The sequence below is a fragment of the Dactylosporangium sucinum genome (assembly GCF_014647515.1).
GTDB lineage: Bacteria > Actinomycetota > Actinomycetes > Mycobacteriales > Micromonosporaceae > Dactylosporangium > Dactylosporangium sucinum.
In genome coordinates this window covers 129,588-146,391 of record NZ_BMPI01000016.1, presented here as the reverse complement: position 1 = coordinate 146,391, position 16,804 = coordinate 129,588, and the positions used below count along the sequence as shown (strand labels likewise).

Here is a 16,804-nt window from a genome sequence, read left to right as displayed (position 1 = left end):
TGCGATCCCTGCATGGTGCGGACTCCCCCTCGCATGCCCCCCTTGACAGCTTCGGCGACAATCCGGCCCGCGCGACAGCGAGCTGTCGGAACCTTGCCAATTCATTGAGGTTCATCCCGCGGGCAGCGCGGTGATCAATCCCAGCAGTCCCGCCTCGTCCAGCAGGTCGGCGGGCCGGACGGTGACGCCGTCCCGCACGTAGAAGAACGCCGCCCCGACCTGCTCCAGCGGCACGCCGCGCAGCTCCGCCCAGGCCAGCCGGTACGCTGCGAGCTGCACCGCCGCCGCCGTCGCGTCGCTGCTGCCGGGCCGGCCCCCGGTCTTCCAGTCGACGACGTCGTAGCGCCCGTCCGCGTACCGGTACACCGCGTCCATCCGCCCGCGCACCACCACCCCGGCGACGACGGACGCGAACGGCACCTCCACGTCGAACGGCACCCGGTCGGCCCACTCGCTGGCCAGGAACCGCGCCTGAAGATCGGCGAGCGCCTCGTCGGGCGCGGCGCCCTCGTCGGCGGCTCCCGGCAGCTCGTCGATGTCGATCAGCCGCTCGGCGTTGAACCGCTGCTCGAGCCAGTGATGGAAGGCGGTGCCGCGCCGCGCGTAGGGGTCGGGCCGCGCGGGCAGTGGCCGCCGTAACGCCCGCGCCAGCCGCTGCGGGTCCCGCCGGAGCGCGACGAGCTGCGAGACCGACAGGTGCCCGGGCAGCGACACCTCGACGACCCCGTCCTGCCGCGGCGCGAGCCGGGCCCGCTCCGCGAGCAGCAGGTCGGCCTCGGACGCCCACCGCCGCCCGGCCGCATCCCGGACCACGGCCGCCACCCACCCGGCGCGACCGTCGACCCCGTCGACCCCGTCGATCTGGTCGGCCTCGCCGTCTCCGTCGCCGGCCGCAATGCCGCCCTCCGCCGGGCGATCCTCGCCGCCGGCCTGTCGTGTTCCGGTCCCGCCGCCGACCTCCTCCGGGCCGCTCCCGGCCCGCTCCTCGCTCGCCGTTTGCGCACCTACCGCGCCGCGGTCCTCCTCCTCGGCGCCGGCCGCAATCTCGCCACGTTCAGCCATGGCCGCGCGGACCATCGCCGCGGCCGACTCCAGCAGCGGCCGGCGGGGGCCGAGCGGGTCGGCCGGCCAGCTCGCGCTCGGGATGTCGGCAGCCGTCGGGTTCTGCGCGTCCTGCGCCGGCTGCTCCGCCCACGCGTCGACCACCCCGGCGCCGGCCAGGCAGCGCTCGCGGATCTCCTCCAGGAACACCGACGGGCCACGGGCGCGCTTCACGCCCTCGCCCCACCAGTACCCGCTTGCCAGCAGCAGCCGGCGCGGCCGCGTGACGGCGACGTAGGCCAGGCGGCGCTCCTCGCGTACGTCGTGATCGCGCCAGTCGCGGTTGAACGTCTCCAGCCGGGCGACCACGCCCTTGACGTCCGTGATGCCCGAAAGGTCCAGCACCGGCAGGCCGGCGTGGTCGCCCCGCAGCGGGAACGGCAGCACGCCCAGGCCGCGCAGCCAGTGGTCACCGGCGTTGCTCGCGCCCGGGAACACGTCGGCGGTCAGGCCGGCCACCGCGACCACGTCCCACTCCAGGCCCTTCGCCGCGTGGGCGGTGAGGATCTGCACGGCGCCCTCGACGACCTCGACCTCGCCGGGCGCCAGGCCCCGCTCCTCGTTCTCCGCCGCGGCGAGGAACGCCAGGAACGCGCTGAGCGTCGCCCCCTCCGACTCCGCCGCGAACCGGGCCGCGATGTTGCTGAACGCGTCGAGGTGCCCGCGGGCCAGGCCGGCGTCGCCGGGCCGGGCCGCGACCTCGACGTCGAGGCCGATCACCCGCTCGATGTCGGCCACCAGGTCGGGCAGCGGCTGGTCGAGCCGGCGGCGCAGGCGGCGCAGCTCGGCGCCGAGGGCGGTGAAGCGGCGGTGCCCCTCGGCGGAGTACTGCTCGGGGTCGCCCGGCGCGTCCAGCGCCTCGACCAGCACCGCCTCGTCGAGCCGGTCGGCGAGGGCGGGCTCCTCGTCCGGCCCGGCGCGCCGCTCGGCGGCGATGCGGCGGGCCCGACGGTACAGCGCGACGAGGTCACGCGGGCCGATCCGCCACCGCGGGCCGGTCAGGATGCGCAGCAGCGCGGCGCCCTCGGCCGGGTCGGCGAGCACGCGCATGGTGCTCACCACGTCGCGGACCTCGGGCGTGTCGAGCAGCCCGCCCAGGCCGACGACCTCGACCGGCAGCCCGCGCGAGCGCAGCGCGTTCTCCAGGGCGGGGATCTGCGCGCGGGTGCGCACCAGGATCGCGGTCGACGGACGGTCCTCGACCGGAATGTCGTAGGGGAACGTGTCCGGATCGACCTTGGCCGCCAGCCGCCACGACGCCACCACCCGGTCGGCGATCCAGGCGGCCTCCTGCGCGAACGTGTCGAGGAGCGCACAGTGGACGGTGGCGGTCGACGCGGGCTCGGCGAGCCGGTCGGCCGGCGCCAGCTCCTGGACCCGGGCGCCGTGTGCCCGCAGCGGCCGGGACAGCGTGTTGGCGACGTCGAGGATCTCCGGCCGGTTGCGCCAGCTCGTGGTCAGCGACAGCTCGGGCGCCGGCCGGTCGGTCGCGATCGGGAACTCCAGCGGGAACCGGTCCAGCGTGCCGGCCGACGCGCCCCGCCAGCCGTAGATCGACTGGCAGGGGTCCCCGACCGCGGTGACCGGGTGCCCGTCGCCGAACAGCGCGCGCAGCAGCACGACCTGGGCGTGGCTCGTGTCCTGATACTCATCGAGCAGCACCACCCGGAACCGGTCGCGCTCGACCGCCCCCACCTCCGGATGGGCGCGCGCCACCGTGGCCGCCCGCGCGAGCTGGTCGCCGAAGTCCATGGCTTCCAGCAGGCCTTTTCGTTCCTGATACTGCCGGATCAACGGCAACAGCTGCAGCCGCGCCTGCTGGCGGGCCAGCACGTCACGCACCGGCTTGGCCATCTTGCCCGTCTTGCCGCCGACCTCGGCGAAGAAGCGCCCGGTCCAGGCGGCCACGTCCGCCGGCTCGCGAAGGTGCTCGGCGAGGTCGCCGGCGAGGTGCAGCACGGCGTCGACGACCGTCGAGGGGGCCGACGACACGGCGGTCATGTCGCCGTCATAGGCCCGCACGACCGCGTCGGCGAGCTGCCAGCACGCGGCCTCGGTGAGGAGCCGGGTCGACGGCTCATACCCCGCTCGCACCCCGTGCTCGCGAACCACGCGCGCGGCATACGAGTGATACGTGGCCACGGTCGGCTCGCCGGCGATGAGGTCGTCGCGGCCGAGCCGCCGGACGAGCTGCCCGAGCCGCTGCCGGATGCGGTGGGACAGCTCGCCGGCCGCCTTGCGGGTGAAGGTGAGGCCGAGGATCTGCTCGGGCCGCACGTGCCCGTTGGCGACCAGCCAGACCACCCGGGCGGCCATCGTCTCGGTCTTGCCAGACCCGGCCCCGGCCACGACCAGCAGCGGCCGGACGGGCGCGGCGATGACGGCGGCCTGCTGGATGGTCGGCGCCGGCAGCCGCAGCAGCTTGGCCAGCTCGACCGGCGTGTAGCTGGGCGGGGCCGCGCCCCCGCGCGCACGCTCCGCAGCGCCCGCCGTCATGCGTCCGGGCCCGTCACGTGGCGGCCCTTGCCGGAGACCGGGCACGAGGTCTTCACCGGGCACACGCGGCACTTGTTGTTGACCACGGCGCTGAAGGTCGACGCGGCCATCGTCTTCGCCGTGCGCTGGACCAGCGCGCGGGCCCAGTTGGGGTCGTCGGTCTCGGCGAGCGGCGGCTGGACCTGCTCGCGGGCGGTGTTGGTCTCGCCGCCCAGCTGCACCAGAGAGGCCCCACCAGCGATGGAGGACTCCTCGAACGCGCCCAGCTCGATCGCCGCCTGGTAGGCCGCGAGCTGCGGGTGCTCGGCCAGGTTGGCGTTGGCGGGGATGGTCTTGCCGGTCTTGAGGTCGACGACCACGAGCCGCCCCTGGTCGTCGAGCTCCAGCCGGTCGACGCGGCCCTTGATCTCGACCGGCGCCTCGGGGTCGGCCAGCTCGACGAGGAAGTCCTGCTCGATGGCGACGAGCCGGCGCGGGTTGCCGGCCAGCCAGCCGATCAGCTTGTCGAGCATGTGCTCGGCGCGGTCGCGCTCGCGGCCGGCGAGCCAGCGCGCGGACAGCTCGATCGCGTCGAAGCGATCGGCGACATACGCCACCAGCTGCGCCCGGTCGGCCGTCGCGTCGGAGGCCAGCATCGCCGCCGCGTGCACCAGGTTGCCGATCGACTGCTCGGGCGACGGGGTGAGCGCGCCGCCGTGCCGCTCCAGCAGCCAGCGCAGGCTGCACCGGTCGACGCTCTCCACGGTCGACGGCGTGACCTGGACCGGGTCGCCGGGGTCGACGAGCGGCCGGTCGTCGGAGAGCGCCGGCAGGCCCCACCAGCCGTCGGGGTCGGCGCCGGGCACGCCCTCGGCGGCCAGCCGGGCGAGCACCGCGGCGGCGGCCGACCGCTCGGCGGCGGTGGCGTCGGGGTCGACGAGCGCCACCCGCAGCTCGGCGACCAGGGTCGGCAGGGTCAGCGCCCGCGGCGTCTCGAACGAGAGCTGGCCGTCGAGCTCGGCGTCGCTGGACAGCTCGGTGAGGAACCGGCTGGGCTGCTCCTCGCCGTCGCCGGACGCGACCGCGGTGACGAGCACCTGCTCGCGGGCCCGGGTCACGGCGACGTAGAAGAGGCGGCGCTCCTCGTCGAGCATCGCGGCGAGGCGGCCCGTCGTCTCCATCGTGCGGCCGGCGAGGACCTCGACCAGCAGCTCGGAGCCGAGCACGCTGCCACGCAGCCGCAGGTCGGGCCAGACGCCCTCCTGGACGCCGGCGACCGCGACGACGTCCCATTCCAGGCCCTTGGCGGCGTGGGCGGTGAGGATGCGCACGGCGTCGCCCCGGTCGGCGGACGGGGCGAGCGAGTCGGCCGGCAGGTCCTGGCCCTCGACGTGGTCGAGGAACACGGCGGTGCCCGCGCCGGGCAGCCGGTCGGTGAACCGGGCCGCCGCGTCGAACAGTGACACGACCGCGTCGAGGTCACGGTCGGCGGCGGAGCCGCGGTGGCCGCCCCGGGCGCTGACCGCGGACCAGCGGTCGGCCAGGCCACTGGCGTGCCAGACGGCCCACAGCACCTCCTCGGCGGTGGCGCCGGGCCGGGCCGCGGCGTCGCGGGCCTCCTGCAGCAGGCGGGCCACGGCGCGGGCCGGCGAGGCCCAGCGCCGCTCCACCATCGCCAGCTCGGCGGGGTCGCGCAGCGCGCGGACCAGCAGCACCCCGGACGGGCGCCGGTCGCCGGCGGCCAGCGCGAGCGCCCGCAGCCCCTGGCGCAGCCGCCGCTCGGCCAGCGGATCGGCCCCGCCGAGTTGCGAGTGGAGCAGGGCGACGGCGGCGTCCTCGTCCAGCCGGGCGTCGTCGAGCGCGCACCGCAGGAGCAGCAGCAGCGGCGCGATCGCCGGCTGCAGGTGCAGCGGCAGGTCCTCGGCCTCGGTCACGGTGGGCACGCCGGCCGAGTGCAGGGCCCGCTGCAGCGGCGCGAGCTGGCGCGCGGTCGACCGCACGATCACGGCCATGCGCGACCACGGCACGCCGCGCAACAGGTGCGCCTCGCGCAGCCGGTGGGACAGGAACGCCGCCTCCGAGGTCTCCGACGGGAACGTGCGGGTCTCGACCGTGCCGCCGGGGCGCAGCGACTCCAGCCGGCGGTGCCGGGACGGGCCGCGCAGGCGGGCCGCCACCCGCTGGGTCGCCGCGAGCAGGCCCCCGCCGATGCGGCGCGAGTGCGGCAGCGTCACCTGGGGCGAAGGGTCACCGGAGGGCGTCGGGAACCGGCTCGGGAAGTCGCCGACGATCGACGGGTCGGCGCCCCGGAACGCGAACGTCGACGAGTCGGGATCGGCGAACGCCACCAGGTGGGCGCCGTTGCCGGCGATGAGCTCCAGCAGCTCGACCTGCGCCGGGTCGGTGTCGGGCAGCTCGTCGACGTAGACGAACGAGAGCCGTCGCCGCTCCGCCTCCAGCCGCTCGGGCTCGTCGGCGAGCAGGCCGGACGCGGAGCGCACCAGCTCGGCGTAGTCATAGGCCACCGAGCCGCGGGTCGTCGCGTCGCGCAGGGCGAGCACCTGCAGGTATTCGTCGAAGAAGCGCGCCGCGGCGGCCCAGTCGGCACGCCGGTGGATCCGGGCCAGCTCGGCCAGCCCGGACGGCGGGACGCCCCGCTCGACGGCGCGCAGCAGCAGGTCACGCAGCTCGGTCGCGAACGCTCGGGTGGCCAGCGCGCCCTTGAGCGACTCGGGCCAGGGCGCGGGCGACTCGGCCAGCAGCTCCCGGATCACGAGGTCCTGCTCGGGGCCGGTGAGCAGGCGCGGCGACGGCTCGCCCCGCTCGACCGCGGCCCGGCGCAGCAGCCCGAACGCGTAGCCGTGGAGCGTCCGCACCATCGGCTCGGCGGTCGTGCGCAGCCCGCTCGACCGCCCCAGCCGGGCCTCGATCCGGTCGCGCAGCCGCACGGCACCCCGGCGGCCGAACGTGAGCACGAGGATCCGCTCGGGGTCGACGCCCTCGCCCACACGGGCGGCCACCGCCTCGACCAGCGTGCTGGTCTTGCCGGTGCCGGGGCCGCCGATCACCAGCAGCGGCCCGGTGGTGTGCTCGACCACCAGCCGCTGCCACGGATCGGCGCCGACCGGGACAGCCTTGACGAGGGGCCGGCGCACGAGCCGATAGGCACGGCGGGACCCCGCTGGGGAAGCTGTCGCGGTCACGCCGCTATGGAATCACGACCGACCGACAAAACCGCTCAGCCGCCACCCAGCAGTGACGCTTCGAGCAGATCCAGTGACTCGTTGATGTCCCGCGAGACCAGGAGCATGCCCAGCGCCTCCCGCCGGACGAACTCCTGCGCGGCCAGCGAGCGCAGCCAGTCGAGCAGGCCGCCGTAGAAGCCCTCGGCGTCGAGCAGCAGCATCGGCTTGCGGTGCAGGTTGAGCATGCCCGTCGTCCACACCTCGAAGAGCTCGTCGAGGGTGCCCAGGCCGCCGGGGAGCGTGATGAACGCGTCCGACTTCTCGATCATGAGCGTCTTCCGCGACGCCATGCCGTCCGTGACGACCAGCTCGTCGGACTTGGTGTCGGCGACCTCCAGGTCGACGAGCGACTGGGGGATCACGCCGTACGTGCGGGCGCCGCCCTCCCGGGCGCCATCGGCGACGGCACCCATCATCCCGACGCAGCCGCCGCCGGAGACCAGCTCGTGGCCCCGCCGCCCGATCTCGACGCCCAGGTCGTGCGCGAGGTCGAGCCAGCGGCCGTCGAGCCGCTGCGACGACGCGCAGAACACGCCGATCGACGCCATCAGCTGTTGCCCGTCTCGCGGGCGAGCCGCCGCGCCGACGCCGCCTGCACGTCGTCGAGGTGCTCCCCGGCATCGACGATGTGCTGTACCGCCTCATCGACATCGTCCGTCACGAGCAGGAGTTGCAGGTCCTCCGGACCGATCTTGCCGTCCGCCTGCATCGTGTCGCGCATCCAGTCCAGCAGCCCCTGCCAGTACGACTTCCCCATCAGCACCACGGGGAACCGGGTCACCTTCCGGGTCTGGACCAGGGTGACGGCCTCGAAGAGCTCGTCGAGCGTGCCGAAGCCGCCCGGCAGCACGACGAACGCCTGCGCGTACTTCACGAACATCGTCTTGCGCGCGAAGAAATACCGGAAGTCGATGCCGATGTCGACCCACTCGTTGAGCCCCTGCTCGAACGGCAGCTCGATGCCGAGGCCGATCGACAGGCCGCCCGCCTCCGAGCAGCCCTTGTTGGCGGCCTCCATGACGCCGGGCCCGCCGCCGGTGATGACCGCGTAGCCGGCTCGGGCCAGCGCGCCGCCGACCTCCTCGCCCAGCTTCCACTCGGGGCTGTCGGGCTTGCTGCGCGCGGATCCGAACACTGAGACCGCGCTCGGAAGATCGGCGAGCGTGTCGAAGCCCTCGACGAACTCGCTGAGGATGCGCAGCGCCCGCCACGCGTCCTTGGTCTTCCACTCGTGGCGCAGGTGGGAGTCGAGCAGCCGCTGGTCGGCGGTGCTCAACGGAATCGCGTCACGCCGCAGCGTCACCATTCCGCGGTGGCGCTCCCGAGGCTGGTCACTCTTGGCGTCGGTCATGCCCGCTACGGTACGTGGATCTCGCCAGACGGGACGGACCAGGCCGGTGAACTCGTGATAGCAATGCACCCATGGCACGGGGGCGGCTACTGATCATTGCGGCAGCCTGCGCGGTGCTCGTCACGATTTCGACGCTTGTGTACTGGCTGAGCGCGCCCTCCCCGGCCCAACCGCCCGCGGCGGCACCGTCGTCGCCGGCGCCGTCCCCGTCGGACTCCCCGTCACCAACCCTGTCCCCGCCGCTGCCGCCCTCGCCGTCGCCGTCCCCCACGCCGATCGTGGTGCCGCCCAGGGGCAACGGCACGTTCTCGTTCTCCACGACGGGCGCCGATCGGGTGGGCGAGCGCGGCCACGTGGTCCGGTACATCGTGGCGACCGAGGACGGCTCCGGCATCGACCCGGAGACGTTCGCCGCGGCGGTCCACGCGACGCTGGCCGACGGCCGGAGCTGGATCGCGGGCGGCCGCTTCTCGTTTCAGCGGGTCCCGGCCGGCACCCCGAGCGAGCTGACGGTGCACCTGGCCACCCCGTCGACCACCGACACGATGTGCGGCCGCCGCGGCGTCCGCACCAGGGGCGAGGTCTCCTGCCGCGGCGGCCGAGACGTGATCATCAACCTGAAGCGCTGGCTGCTGGGCGTGGCGTGGTACCCGCAGCTGGAGGACTACCGGGACATGGTGGTGAACCACGAGGTCGGCCACTTCCTGGGCAACGGCCACGTGGTGTGCCCCCGCGCCGGGGCTCCGGCTCCGGTGATGGCGCGGCAGACGTTCGGGCTGGAGGGCTGCGTGCGCAACCCGTGGCCGTATCCGGACGGCAAGACGTACGTCACCGGCCCCGCCGCCCCTCGCTGACCACGCGGCTCTCCCCGGCCCGGCCCCGCCGCCCTCCCGGCCCGCGACCGACCTGCCGTTTCGCACCCGCCGACCCTCGCACCCGCCGGCCCTCGCACGAGTCCCGCTGCGCGAGCCGACCGTCCGCTGCTCGGGCACGAGCCGTAAGACGTTGGTCGATCTACCCTCGCTTTTCGTGATCAACACGAGGGTAGATCGACCAACGTCGGTACGCGACGCCGCCACGGGAGAGCGCGGCCACGGGGCGGGTCGGTCGAATGTCGCGGTTCGGTAAGAAAACAGGTGCAGACGGCAACGTTTCACCCTGCCACCGCGTCGTACCCGGTATACCGGGGTGCAAGGTGTGGGGGGTGACCGCGATGACGCGAACCGAGCACGATCGCCGCAAGCGGCAGATGAACCGGCGGATCCGTGAAGTGCTGGCGGTCCGGCGGATGATGGCCAGCCAGCCGGACGCGCCGCCCGTAGAGGACCAACAGCGATAACCGGCGACGGCGGCCTCGGAGAGCACCGAGGCCGCCGTCGTCGCGGAAGCCGGCGTCAGGCCGTCAGCCAGCGGCGCACGACCACGGCACACTCGCGGATCTTGTCGATCTCGACGTGCTCGTCCTGCTTGTGGGCCAGGTTGGGGTCGCCGGGGCCGAAGTTCAGGCCCGGGATGCCCAGCGTCGCGAAGCGGGCCACGTCCGTCCAGCCCAGCTTGGCCCGCGGCGGCTGGCCGATGGCGGCCAGGAACTCCTGGGCCGGCCGCTCGTCCAGGCCCGGCAGCGCGCCCGGAGCCGAGTCGACGACGTCCAGCTCGAAGCCGTCGAGCACCTCGCGCACGTGGTCCTGCGCGTCCCGCTCGGAGCGGTCGGGGGCGAAGCGGAAGTTGACCTCGACGACGCACTCGTCGGGGATGACGTTGCCGGCGACGCCGCCGCTGATCCGCACGGCGTTCAGCCCCTCGTGGAACTCGCAGCCGTCGATGGTGACCAGGCGCTCTCGGTACTGCTGCAACCTCTGGAGAATCGGGGCGGCCTTGTGGATGGCGTTCTCGCCCAGCCATGACCGCGCGGAGTGGGCCCGCTTGCCGCTCGTGCGCGCGAGCACCCGCAGCGTTCCCTGGCAGCCGGCTTCGACCAGGCCGTGGGTGGGCTCCAGGAGTACCGCGAAACTCGCGTCCGTCAGCAGCTGCGGATGGCTGTCGGCCAGGATGCGCAGGCCGTTCAGCGCCGAGTCGACCTCTTCGTTGTCGTAGAAGACGTAGGTGACGTCGTGCCGGGGCGCGGGCTCGGTGACCGCGAGGTGCAGGGCGATCGCGGTGCCGGACTTCATGTCGGAGGTGCCGCACCCGTGCATGATGTTCCCGTCCACTGTGGACGGCCAGTTGTCGTGCAGCGGCACGGTGTCGAGGTGCCCGGCGAGCACGACCCGCTGCGGCCGGCCGAGCTCGGTGCGCGCGACGATCGTGTTGCCGAAGCGCTCGATCTTGAGCCGCGTCGGGAGCACCTCCTCGACCCGGTCGGCGATCTCCGCCTCGTTGCCGGACACCGACTCGATGTCGACGAGGGCACGGGTCAGGGCGACAGGATCGGCGAGCACATCACGGGTGAGCATGGAGTAGACACTAGATGGGGTAGCGTTCGGTCACGTGACGACCGCCTACATCGACTCGCCCGCCTGGGGCTTCGGCCTGGCCACCGTGACGTCCTCCGGGCAGGTGCTCGACGCCTGGTTCCCGACCGGCCAGCTGGGCCTGGGCCCGACACCTTCGGACATTTCCGACATTTCCGGTACTGCGGACGGCCCGCTCCCCGGCCTCCGCGTCGAGCCGGTCCGGGTCGAGATCGCGTCGCTCGGCGACGCGCCGGTGAGCACCGCCGACGTGTACCTGCGGCTCCACCTGCTCTCGCACCGCCTCGTCCAGCCCCACCAGGCCAACCTCGACGGCCAGTTCGGCCTGCTGGCCAACGTCGCCTGGACGTCGGCCGGCCCCTGCCCGCCGGAGCGCGTGGACGAGCTGCGCCTCGTCGAGCGGGCCGCGGGACGGCGGCTCAACGTGTACGGGATCGACAAGTTCCCGCGCATGGTCGACTACGTGACGCCGTCGGGCGTGCGGATCGCCGACGCCGACCGCGTGCGCCTCGGCGCCCACCTGGCGGCCGGCACCACGGTCATGCACGAGGGATTCGTGAACTTCAACGCGGGCACGCTCGGCACCTCGATGGTCGAGGGCCGCATCTCCGCCGGCGTGGTGGTCGGCGACGGCACCGACGTGGGCGGCGGCTCGTCGATCATGGGCACCCTCTCCGGCGGCGGTAAGGAGACCATCCGCCTCGGCGAGCGCTGCCTGCTGGGCGCGAACGCGGGCATCGGCATCTCGCTCGGCGACGACTGCGTCGTCGAGGCCGGCTGCTACATCACGGCCGGCGCCAAGCTGACCCTCCCGGACGGCCGCGTGGTCAAGGCGCGCGAGCTGTCGGGCGTGAGCAACCTGCTGTACCTGCGCAACTCGGTGACGGGCCGCCTGGAGGTCCGCGAGCGCCAGGGCCGCGGCATCGAGCTCAACGCCGCCCTGCACGCCAACTGACGCACCGGCGATGCCGGGGCCGTTTCGTGTCCGGCCCCGGCATCGCGACGACTTGGCCAGGTCCACTTCGTTACCGCGCCACTACAGCCGTGCGGCGGCCGCCTCGACGCGTTCGTCGGTCACCGTCAGGGCCACCCGCACGTGGCGCTCGCCCGCGGGGCCGTAGAAAGCCCCAGGAGCGGCCAGGATGCCGCGCTCGGCCAGCCAGTCGGCCGTCGCCCACGAGTCCTCGTCGCGGGTCAGCCAGAGGTACAGGCCGGCCTCCGAGTGTTCGACCGTGAACCCGGCCCGCTCGAAGGCGGCGCGCAGGGCGACCCGGCGTTCGCGGTACCGCCGGCGCTGCTGCTCGACGTGGACCTCGTCCCCGAGCGCCGCGATCATGGCGGCCTGCACCGGCGCCGGCACGATCATGCCGGCGTGCTTGCGCACCTGCAGGAGCTCGTCGACGAGCGCGGGATCGCCGGCGACGAACCCGGCGCGATATCCGGCCAGGTTTGACCGTTTTGACAGCGAATGTACCGCGAGCACGTTGTCGAACACCCCGTCGCAGACCGACAGGATCGACACCGGCTCCGACTCCCACGACAGCGGGAGGTAGCACTCGTCGCTCGCCACGATCGCGCCGCGCTCACGCGCCCAGTCGACGACCTTGCGCAGGTGAGCGGGCGGCAGCACGCGACCCGTCGGGTTGCCCGGCGAGTTGATCCAGACCAGCCGCACGCGCGCCGGGCCGACCGACGTCAGCGAGTCGGCGCGGACGACCGTGGCGCCGGCGAGCTGGACGCCGACCTCGTACGTCGGGTAGCACACCTGCGGGATCACCACGGTGTCGCCGGGGCCGAGGCCGAGCAGGGTCGGCAGCCAGGCGACCAGCTCCTTCGAGCCGATCGTCGGCAGGACGCCGAACGCGTCGGACGCCGGGCCGCACCAGCGGGTCACCCAGTCGCGGATCGCGCCGCGTAACCGGGGGGTGCCGGCGGTCAGCGGATACCCCGGCGCGTCGGACGCCTGCGCCAGCGCCTCCCGGATGACGTCCGGCACCGAGTCGACGGGCGTGCCGATCGACAGGTCGACGAGGCCGTCGGGGTGGGCGGCGGCCTTCGCTTTGACCGGCTCCAGCCGGTCCCACGGGAAGTCGGGAAGCCCGGCCGCGAGCGCGCGCCGGGCTCCAGCCGAGACGGTGCCGGTCAGTGGTCGTGCTCCTGCGGCGGCAGGGCGGCGACGAACGGCGCGTCCTTCTCCACCTTGCCCACCTTCGAAGCGCCACCCGGCGAGCCGAGCTCGTCGAAGAACGTGTAGTTGGCGCCGACGAAGTCCTTCCACTTCTCCGGGACGTCGTCCTCGTAGAAGATCGCCTCGACCGGGCACACCGGCTCGCAGGCACCGCAGTCCACGCACTCGTCGGGGTGGATGTAGAGCATGCGGTTGCCCTCGTAGATGCAGTCGACAGGGCACTCCTCGATGCAGGCCTTGTCGAGCAGGTCCACGCAAGGTTCGGCGATGATGTATGTCACGGGTCGCCCTCTTTCGCGCCTGAGGCTGCCAACGTGGTTGGCGGGCCCCGCCGCATCCCTACTGCGGCGGTACGAGCCTAGTATCCAGGTTCACGGGAGGTCGATTGTGCTCGGGCCACAACATGTGGGACAACGCGTTGTGGTGCGCCGTTTCGTGGGAATCCGGGACGAACGACCGGTGTTTTCCGACGTCCTGGGCGAGCTGATCGAGGTCGGCGAGACACATTTCACAGTGCGTGCACGAACGGGCGCGGTACGGGTACCAAGGAGTGAGATCGCCCTCGCCAAGACCGTGCCCCAGCGGCGCCGCTTCACACCTACCGAGGCAATTGAGGACGCCGCCGCGGCCGGCTGGCCCGCGCCCGAGACGGCGCGCCTCGGCGACTGGCTCCTGCGGGCGACCGACGGCTGGACCCAGCGCGGGAACTCGGCCCTGGTGATCGGCTCCCCCGATCTCCCCGAGGCCGAGGCGATCGATTTCGTGGAGCAGTGGTACCGCGAGCGCGGCCTGCCACCCGCGATGAGCATCCCGGTGCCGCTCTTCCAGCGCCTGGACGACGCCCTGGAGCGGCGCGGCTGGACCGCCAAGCCGCTCACGGTCGTGATGACGGCCCGCCTGTTGGACCTGCGCCTTCCCGCGGCGGGCGCGGTCACCCTGACCGAAGCCCCGTCCGCCGAGTGGCTGGCCGCGGTCGGCGGCCGCAAGGGCCCGCTGCCCGACTGCGCACTCGGCGTGCTGACGGGCGTGCCCGAGGTCCGTTTCGCACAGTGGTACTGCGAGAGCGGCGCCCTGCGCGCCACCGCCCGAGGCTGCGTGGCCGACCCGGCGGGTCGCTGGCTGGGGCTGTCCCTGATCGGCGTCGACGAGCAGTACCGCCGCCGCGGCCTGGCCCAGCAGACGATCGCGGCCCTGGTGGCGTGGGCGCTCGACCTGGGCGCGACCGACTGCTATCTGCAGGTGGAGCAGCACAACGAGCCGGCGGTGGCGCTCTACGCGGGGCTGGGCTTCACCCCGCACCACGTCTACTCGTCGCGCCGCCTGCTTCCGGGTGCGTGAGCCTTCGGCTCGCTGCCGCCGCGTCCATGATCAAGGGAAGGATCTGGTCGTCCTGGCAGCCAGATCTCTCCTTTGATCATGGATCCCGATCAGCCTCGGCCACCGGCGGGCCGGTCAGCGCTTGACGACGCGGCGCGGCTTGCTGTCGGTCCGCTCGATGTACCGCTTCCACGACTGCGACTTGTAGTCCAGCCCCATGGTCATCAGCCCGAGCAGCCCGAGCACGGCGCCGATCGCGGACAGCCCGACGAAGTAGAAGAACTGCCGGAAGACCAGCCCGACCCCGTTGCTGAGCGGCGACACGCCCGACACGAACGGCCCGACCAGCACCGCCAGCAGGCAGGCCACGACGACGGCGATCCCGAGGTCACCGACGACCCGGATCATCGGGTGCCGCCGGGCATACCAGAACGCGACCGGGATCATCACCGCACCGACCGCGACCAGCGCCCAAAGGCCGATCGTGATCTGCTTGTCGTCGTCGCTGCCGGCCCCAAACCGCACCACGAGCCGCGCGATCACGTTGACCAGGAAGAGGCCTCCCGCGATGAGGCCAACTGGCAGCCACCGTTCCTTCACCGCACGCCTCCGTCTGTTCCACTCGCTCGCCGTACCCCCGGCCGCGCCCCGACGATCGGCCAACCGGTCAACGGCTGGCTCGCATCAGGCACGCGCTGCGATTCGCGGAAACGTGTCTACCCGTCCACACTCCGTGGCGCAAGAGCCCCCGGCTTGGAGTTGGCTGGACGCTGCCGCAGCGCCGAGACGTAGATGCCGACCGCGAACGCCAACGGCCCGGCGAACAGCGTCAGCAGCCCCACCCAGTTTCCGTCAGTGAGCAGGAGGTCACCCTCCGTCGTGCGCCCGGCGGCCAGAATCCACACCGCGCACCAGGCCCCGGCGGGTAAGAGCGCCGCCAGCCGCCGTCCGGTCGTCGTGAACGCGAACCACCCGAGCAGCGGATTGGTCACCACGGCCAGCACGAGCGAGATCGGGATCCGCGCACCCGTCCCGTGCAGCCGGAACGGCGCGAAGAACGCCTCGATCAACGCCAGCACGAGCGCCAGCAGCGTCACCACGACCAGCCCACCGACCGTGATCCACAGGTTGAGCCGCCGCTCCAGCTCCGGCGACATTCGCCGCACGGGCTCGGCGACCGCCCCGTCGAGGACGACCTCCACCGCACTGTCCTGAGCCACGTCTTCCTGCCCCGCCTCACTCGCTCCCGCGCCGCTCGCAGCCGCGCCGTCCGCCGCCACGTCGCCTGGCCGCTCACGGCCGGCTTCGCGATCCGGCCCGGCCACGTCAGCCCCGCCGGTCTTGTCAACTCTGCCAGCACTGTCGGCGCCGCCGGGCCCGCCAGCCGCGCCACGCCCGCCGGTGACCGTGGCGCCGGCGGCCCGCTCAGGCTCGTGGACGCCGCCGGCCCCGGTGGACTCCGCCGCCTGGTCGACCTCGTCGACCCTGTTGAGCCCGGGCGCCTGGTCGATCTTGCCGGGGTGGTTGAGCCCGGGCGCCTGGTCGGTCTCGCCGGCGCCGTTGGTCGCAGCGGGCCGACGGGTGCCGGCCCCGCGGGATGCGGGGCTCGGACGCGGCGGACCCTTGCGCTTCGTGGTCACGGCGCCGCGCTCTCCACAGCCACGCCCTCCCGGTCGCTCCGCGGCCCCGGCGTGCGGGGCGGGTCGACGTCGAGCCCGGCGAACAGGTCTTCCTCCCAGCCGAACGGCCCGACCCCCGGCCCCTTTTCACCCAACGCCAGCTGGTAGAACTCCACGCCCATGAACTCGGCGCCGAAGTTGCCCGCGATCGAGAACAGCCACGACGTCGGCGGGATCTGCGTCGCGTGCGCGCGCAGGGCGGCCGTCTTCTCCTCGGCGAACTCGTGCGCGTCGATCCGCGCCGCGATGTCCTTGTCGTCGGTGCCGAACGGCAGGTCCTCGGGCCGCTCGACGTCCGCGAACGGGTTGTCGGAGGAGCCGCGGAACTCGCGCATGCCGGCTTCGAGGACGCTGCGGGGCACCGCCGTCCAGTACACCTTCGCGGGCGCGATCCCCTCCTCCTCGGCCAGCTCGACCGCGCGCATCAGCACCCGGTGGGCCTGGATGTGGTCGGGGTGCCCGTAGAAGCCGTTGGCGTCGTAGGTGACGGCCACCTGCGGTCGCACCTCGCGGATCACGTCGAGCAGCTCGGCGGCGGCCCGGTCGAGGTCGGCACCCCAGAACGCCCGCGGGTGCTTGTTGGCCGGAGTGTCCATCATGCCCGAATCGCGATACCGCCCCGCACCGCCGAGGAACCGGTGGTCGCTCACCCCCAGCGCGCGACACGCCTCCGCCAGCTCCGCGATCCGGTAGCCGCCGAGCTGGTCGCCCTCGGCGGCGGCGATCCCGGCCAACGCCGGCACGTGGATCTCACCCTCCTCACCGAGGGTGCAGGTGACCAGGATGACGTGGGCGCCGCCGGCCGCGTAGCGGGCCATGGTGGCACCGGTCCCCATCGACTCGTCGTCGGGGTGTGCATGGACGAAAAGGATGCTCCGAGCACTCACGCGAGCCACTGTACGGCGTCCCACCGACACTTCTTCCCACCGCCACGGTCCGCGTGGCCATGCGAACACTCCCCGTCACCTTCCCGCCGT

Annotated in this window: 14 protein-coding genes; 4 read left to right on the top strand and 10 right to left on the bottom strand. The window is 73.4% G+C overall.

The genetic code is table 11. The annotated features are described in order from the left end of the window. Positions 1-111: 111 nt before the first annotated feature. The 4 genes from IEZ31_RS18680 to IEZ31_RS18665 all read right to left on the bottom strand — a co-directional run bounded on the left by IEZ31_RS18680 (position 112) and on the right by IEZ31_RS18665 (position 8,172). A complete protein-coding gene (locus IEZ31_RS18680) occupies positions 112-3,597 on the bottom strand; it encodes an ATP-dependent helicase (RefSeq protein WP_190251160.1) in 3,486 nt (1,161 codons plus the stop codon). Beyond that, a complete protein-coding gene (locus IEZ31_RS18675) occupies positions 3,594-6,731 on the bottom strand; it encodes an ATP-dependent helicase (protein WP_190251205.1) in 3,138 nt (1,045 codons plus the stop codon). The genes IEZ31_RS18680 and IEZ31_RS18675 overlap by 4 nt, the downstream gene beginning before the upstream one ends. An 83-nt stretch (positions 6,732-6,814) precedes the next feature. Next, complete coding sequence (locus IEZ31_RS18670) at positions 6,815-7,369, bottom strand: LOG family protein (protein WP_190251159.1); 555 nt, start codon at positions 7,367-7,369, stop codon at positions 6,815-6,817. Continuing rightward, complete coding sequence (locus IEZ31_RS18665; RefSeq protein ID WP_190251158.1) at positions 7,369-8,172, bottom strand: LOG family protein; 804 nt, start codon at positions 8,170-8,172, stop codon at positions 7,369-7,371. Before IEZ31_RS18665 ends, IEZ31_RS18670 begins: the two co-directional genes overlap by 1 nt. Positions 8,173-8,285: 113 nt before the next feature. On the opposite strand from IEZ31_RS18665, the gene IEZ31_RS18660 reads away from it, so the two are divergent. Next, a complete protein-coding gene (locus tag IEZ31_RS18660; RefSeq protein WP_190251157.1) occupies positions 8,286-9,026 on the top strand; it encodes a DUF3152 domain-containing protein in 741 nt (246 codons plus the stop codon). 350 nt (positions 9,027-9,376) lie between these two features. Next, positions 9,377-9,511, top strand: coding sequence for a hypothetical protein (locus tag IEZ31_RS58190; protein ID WP_268241673.1), 135 nt, complete (start codon positions 9,377-9,379; stop codon positions 9,509-9,511). A gap of 55 nt (positions 9,512-9,566) precedes the next feature. On the opposite strand, the gene dapE is transcribed toward IEZ31_RS58190, so the two are convergent. Continuing rightward, positions 9,567-10,625 (bottom strand): succinyl-diaminopimelate desuccinylase, encoded by a 1,059-nt coding sequence (gene dapE / locus IEZ31_RS18655; RefSeq protein ID WP_190251156.1) that lies wholly within the window; start codon positions 10,623-10,625, stop codon positions 9,567-9,569. 34 nt (positions 10,626-10,659) lie between these two features. On the opposite strand from dapE, the gene dapD reads away from it, so the two are divergent. Beyond that, positions 10,660-11,598 (top strand): 2,3,4,5-tetrahydropyridine-2,6-dicarboxylate N-succinyltransferase, encoded by a 939-nt coding sequence (gene dapD, locus IEZ31_RS18650; RefSeq protein WP_190251155.1) that lies wholly within the window; start codon positions 10,660-10,662, stop codon positions 11,596-11,598. 81 nt (positions 11,599-11,679) lie between these two features. Here the strand turns inward: dapD and dapC are convergent, their stop codons facing one another. Continuing rightward, on the bottom strand, positions 11,680-12,789 hold the full coding sequence (gene dapC / locus IEZ31_RS18645) for a succinyldiaminopimelate transaminase (RefSeq protein WP_229835452.1): 1,110 nt from the start codon (positions 12,787-12,789) through the stop codon (positions 11,680-11,682). Continuing rightward, positions 12,786-13,112, bottom strand: a complete 327-nt coding sequence (gene fdxA, locus IEZ31_RS18640) for a ferredoxin (protein WP_229835423.1) — start codon at positions 13,110-13,112, stop codon at positions 12,786-12,788. The genes dapC and fdxA overlap by 4 nt, the downstream gene beginning before the upstream one ends. 106 nt (positions 13,113-13,218) lie before the next feature. Here fdxA and IEZ31_RS18635 point away from each other — a divergent pair, with 106 nt between their 5' ends. After that, positions 13,219-14,169 carry a GNAT family N-acetyltransferase gene (locus tag IEZ31_RS18635; RefSeq protein WP_190251153.1) on the top strand — a complete coding sequence of 317 codons (951 nt, stop codon included), beginning with the start codon at positions 13,219-13,221 and terminating at the stop codon, positions 14,167-14,169. A 114-nt stretch (positions 14,170-14,283) separates the two neighbouring features. On the opposite strand, the gene IEZ31_RS18630 is transcribed toward IEZ31_RS18635, so the two are convergent. The 3 genes from IEZ31_RS18630 to mshB all read right to left on the bottom strand — a co-directional run bounded on the left by IEZ31_RS18630 (position 14,284) and on the right by mshB (position 16,723). Next, positions 14,284-14,748 carry a hypothetical protein gene (locus IEZ31_RS18630; protein ID WP_190251152.1) on the bottom strand — a complete coding sequence of 155 codons (465 nt, stop codon included), beginning with the start codon at positions 14,746-14,748 and terminating at the stop codon, positions 14,284-14,286. Positions 14,749-14,864: 116 nt separating this feature from the next. Beyond that, positions 14,865-15,788: a hypothetical protein gene (locus IEZ31_RS56655; protein WP_229835421.1), complete on the bottom strand. Its 924-nt coding sequence runs from the start codon at positions 15,786-15,788 to the stop codon at positions 14,865-14,867. Next, a complete protein-coding gene (gene mshB / locus IEZ31_RS18620) occupies positions 15,785-16,723 on the bottom strand; it encodes an N-acetyl-1-D-myo-inositol-2-amino-2-deoxy-alpha-D-glucopyranoside deacetylase (RefSeq protein ID WP_373294628.1) in 939 nt (312 codons plus the stop codon). The genes IEZ31_RS56655 and mshB overlap by 4 nt, the downstream gene beginning before the upstream one ends. Positions 16,724-16,804: the final 81 nt, after the last annotated feature.

Bases quoted from the DNA above. Each gene is read 5' to 3' on its own strand.
- IEZ31_RS18680 (WP_190251160.1), bottom strand. From the start codon at position 3,597: ATGACGGCGGGCGCTGCGGAGCGTGCGCGCGGGGGCGCGGCCCCGCCC.
- dapE (WP_190251156.1), bottom strand. From the start codon at position 10,625: ATGCTCACCCGTGATGTGCTCGCCGATCCTGTCGCCCTGACCCGTGCC.
- IEZ31_RS18665 (WP_190251158.1), bottom strand. From the start codon at position 8,172: ATGACCGACGCCAAGAGTGACCAGCCTCGGGAGCGCCACCGCGGAATG.
- IEZ31_RS18670 (WP_190251159.1), bottom strand. From the start codon at position 7,369: ATGGCGTCGATCGGCGTGTTCTGCGCGTCGTCGCAGCGGCTCGACGGC.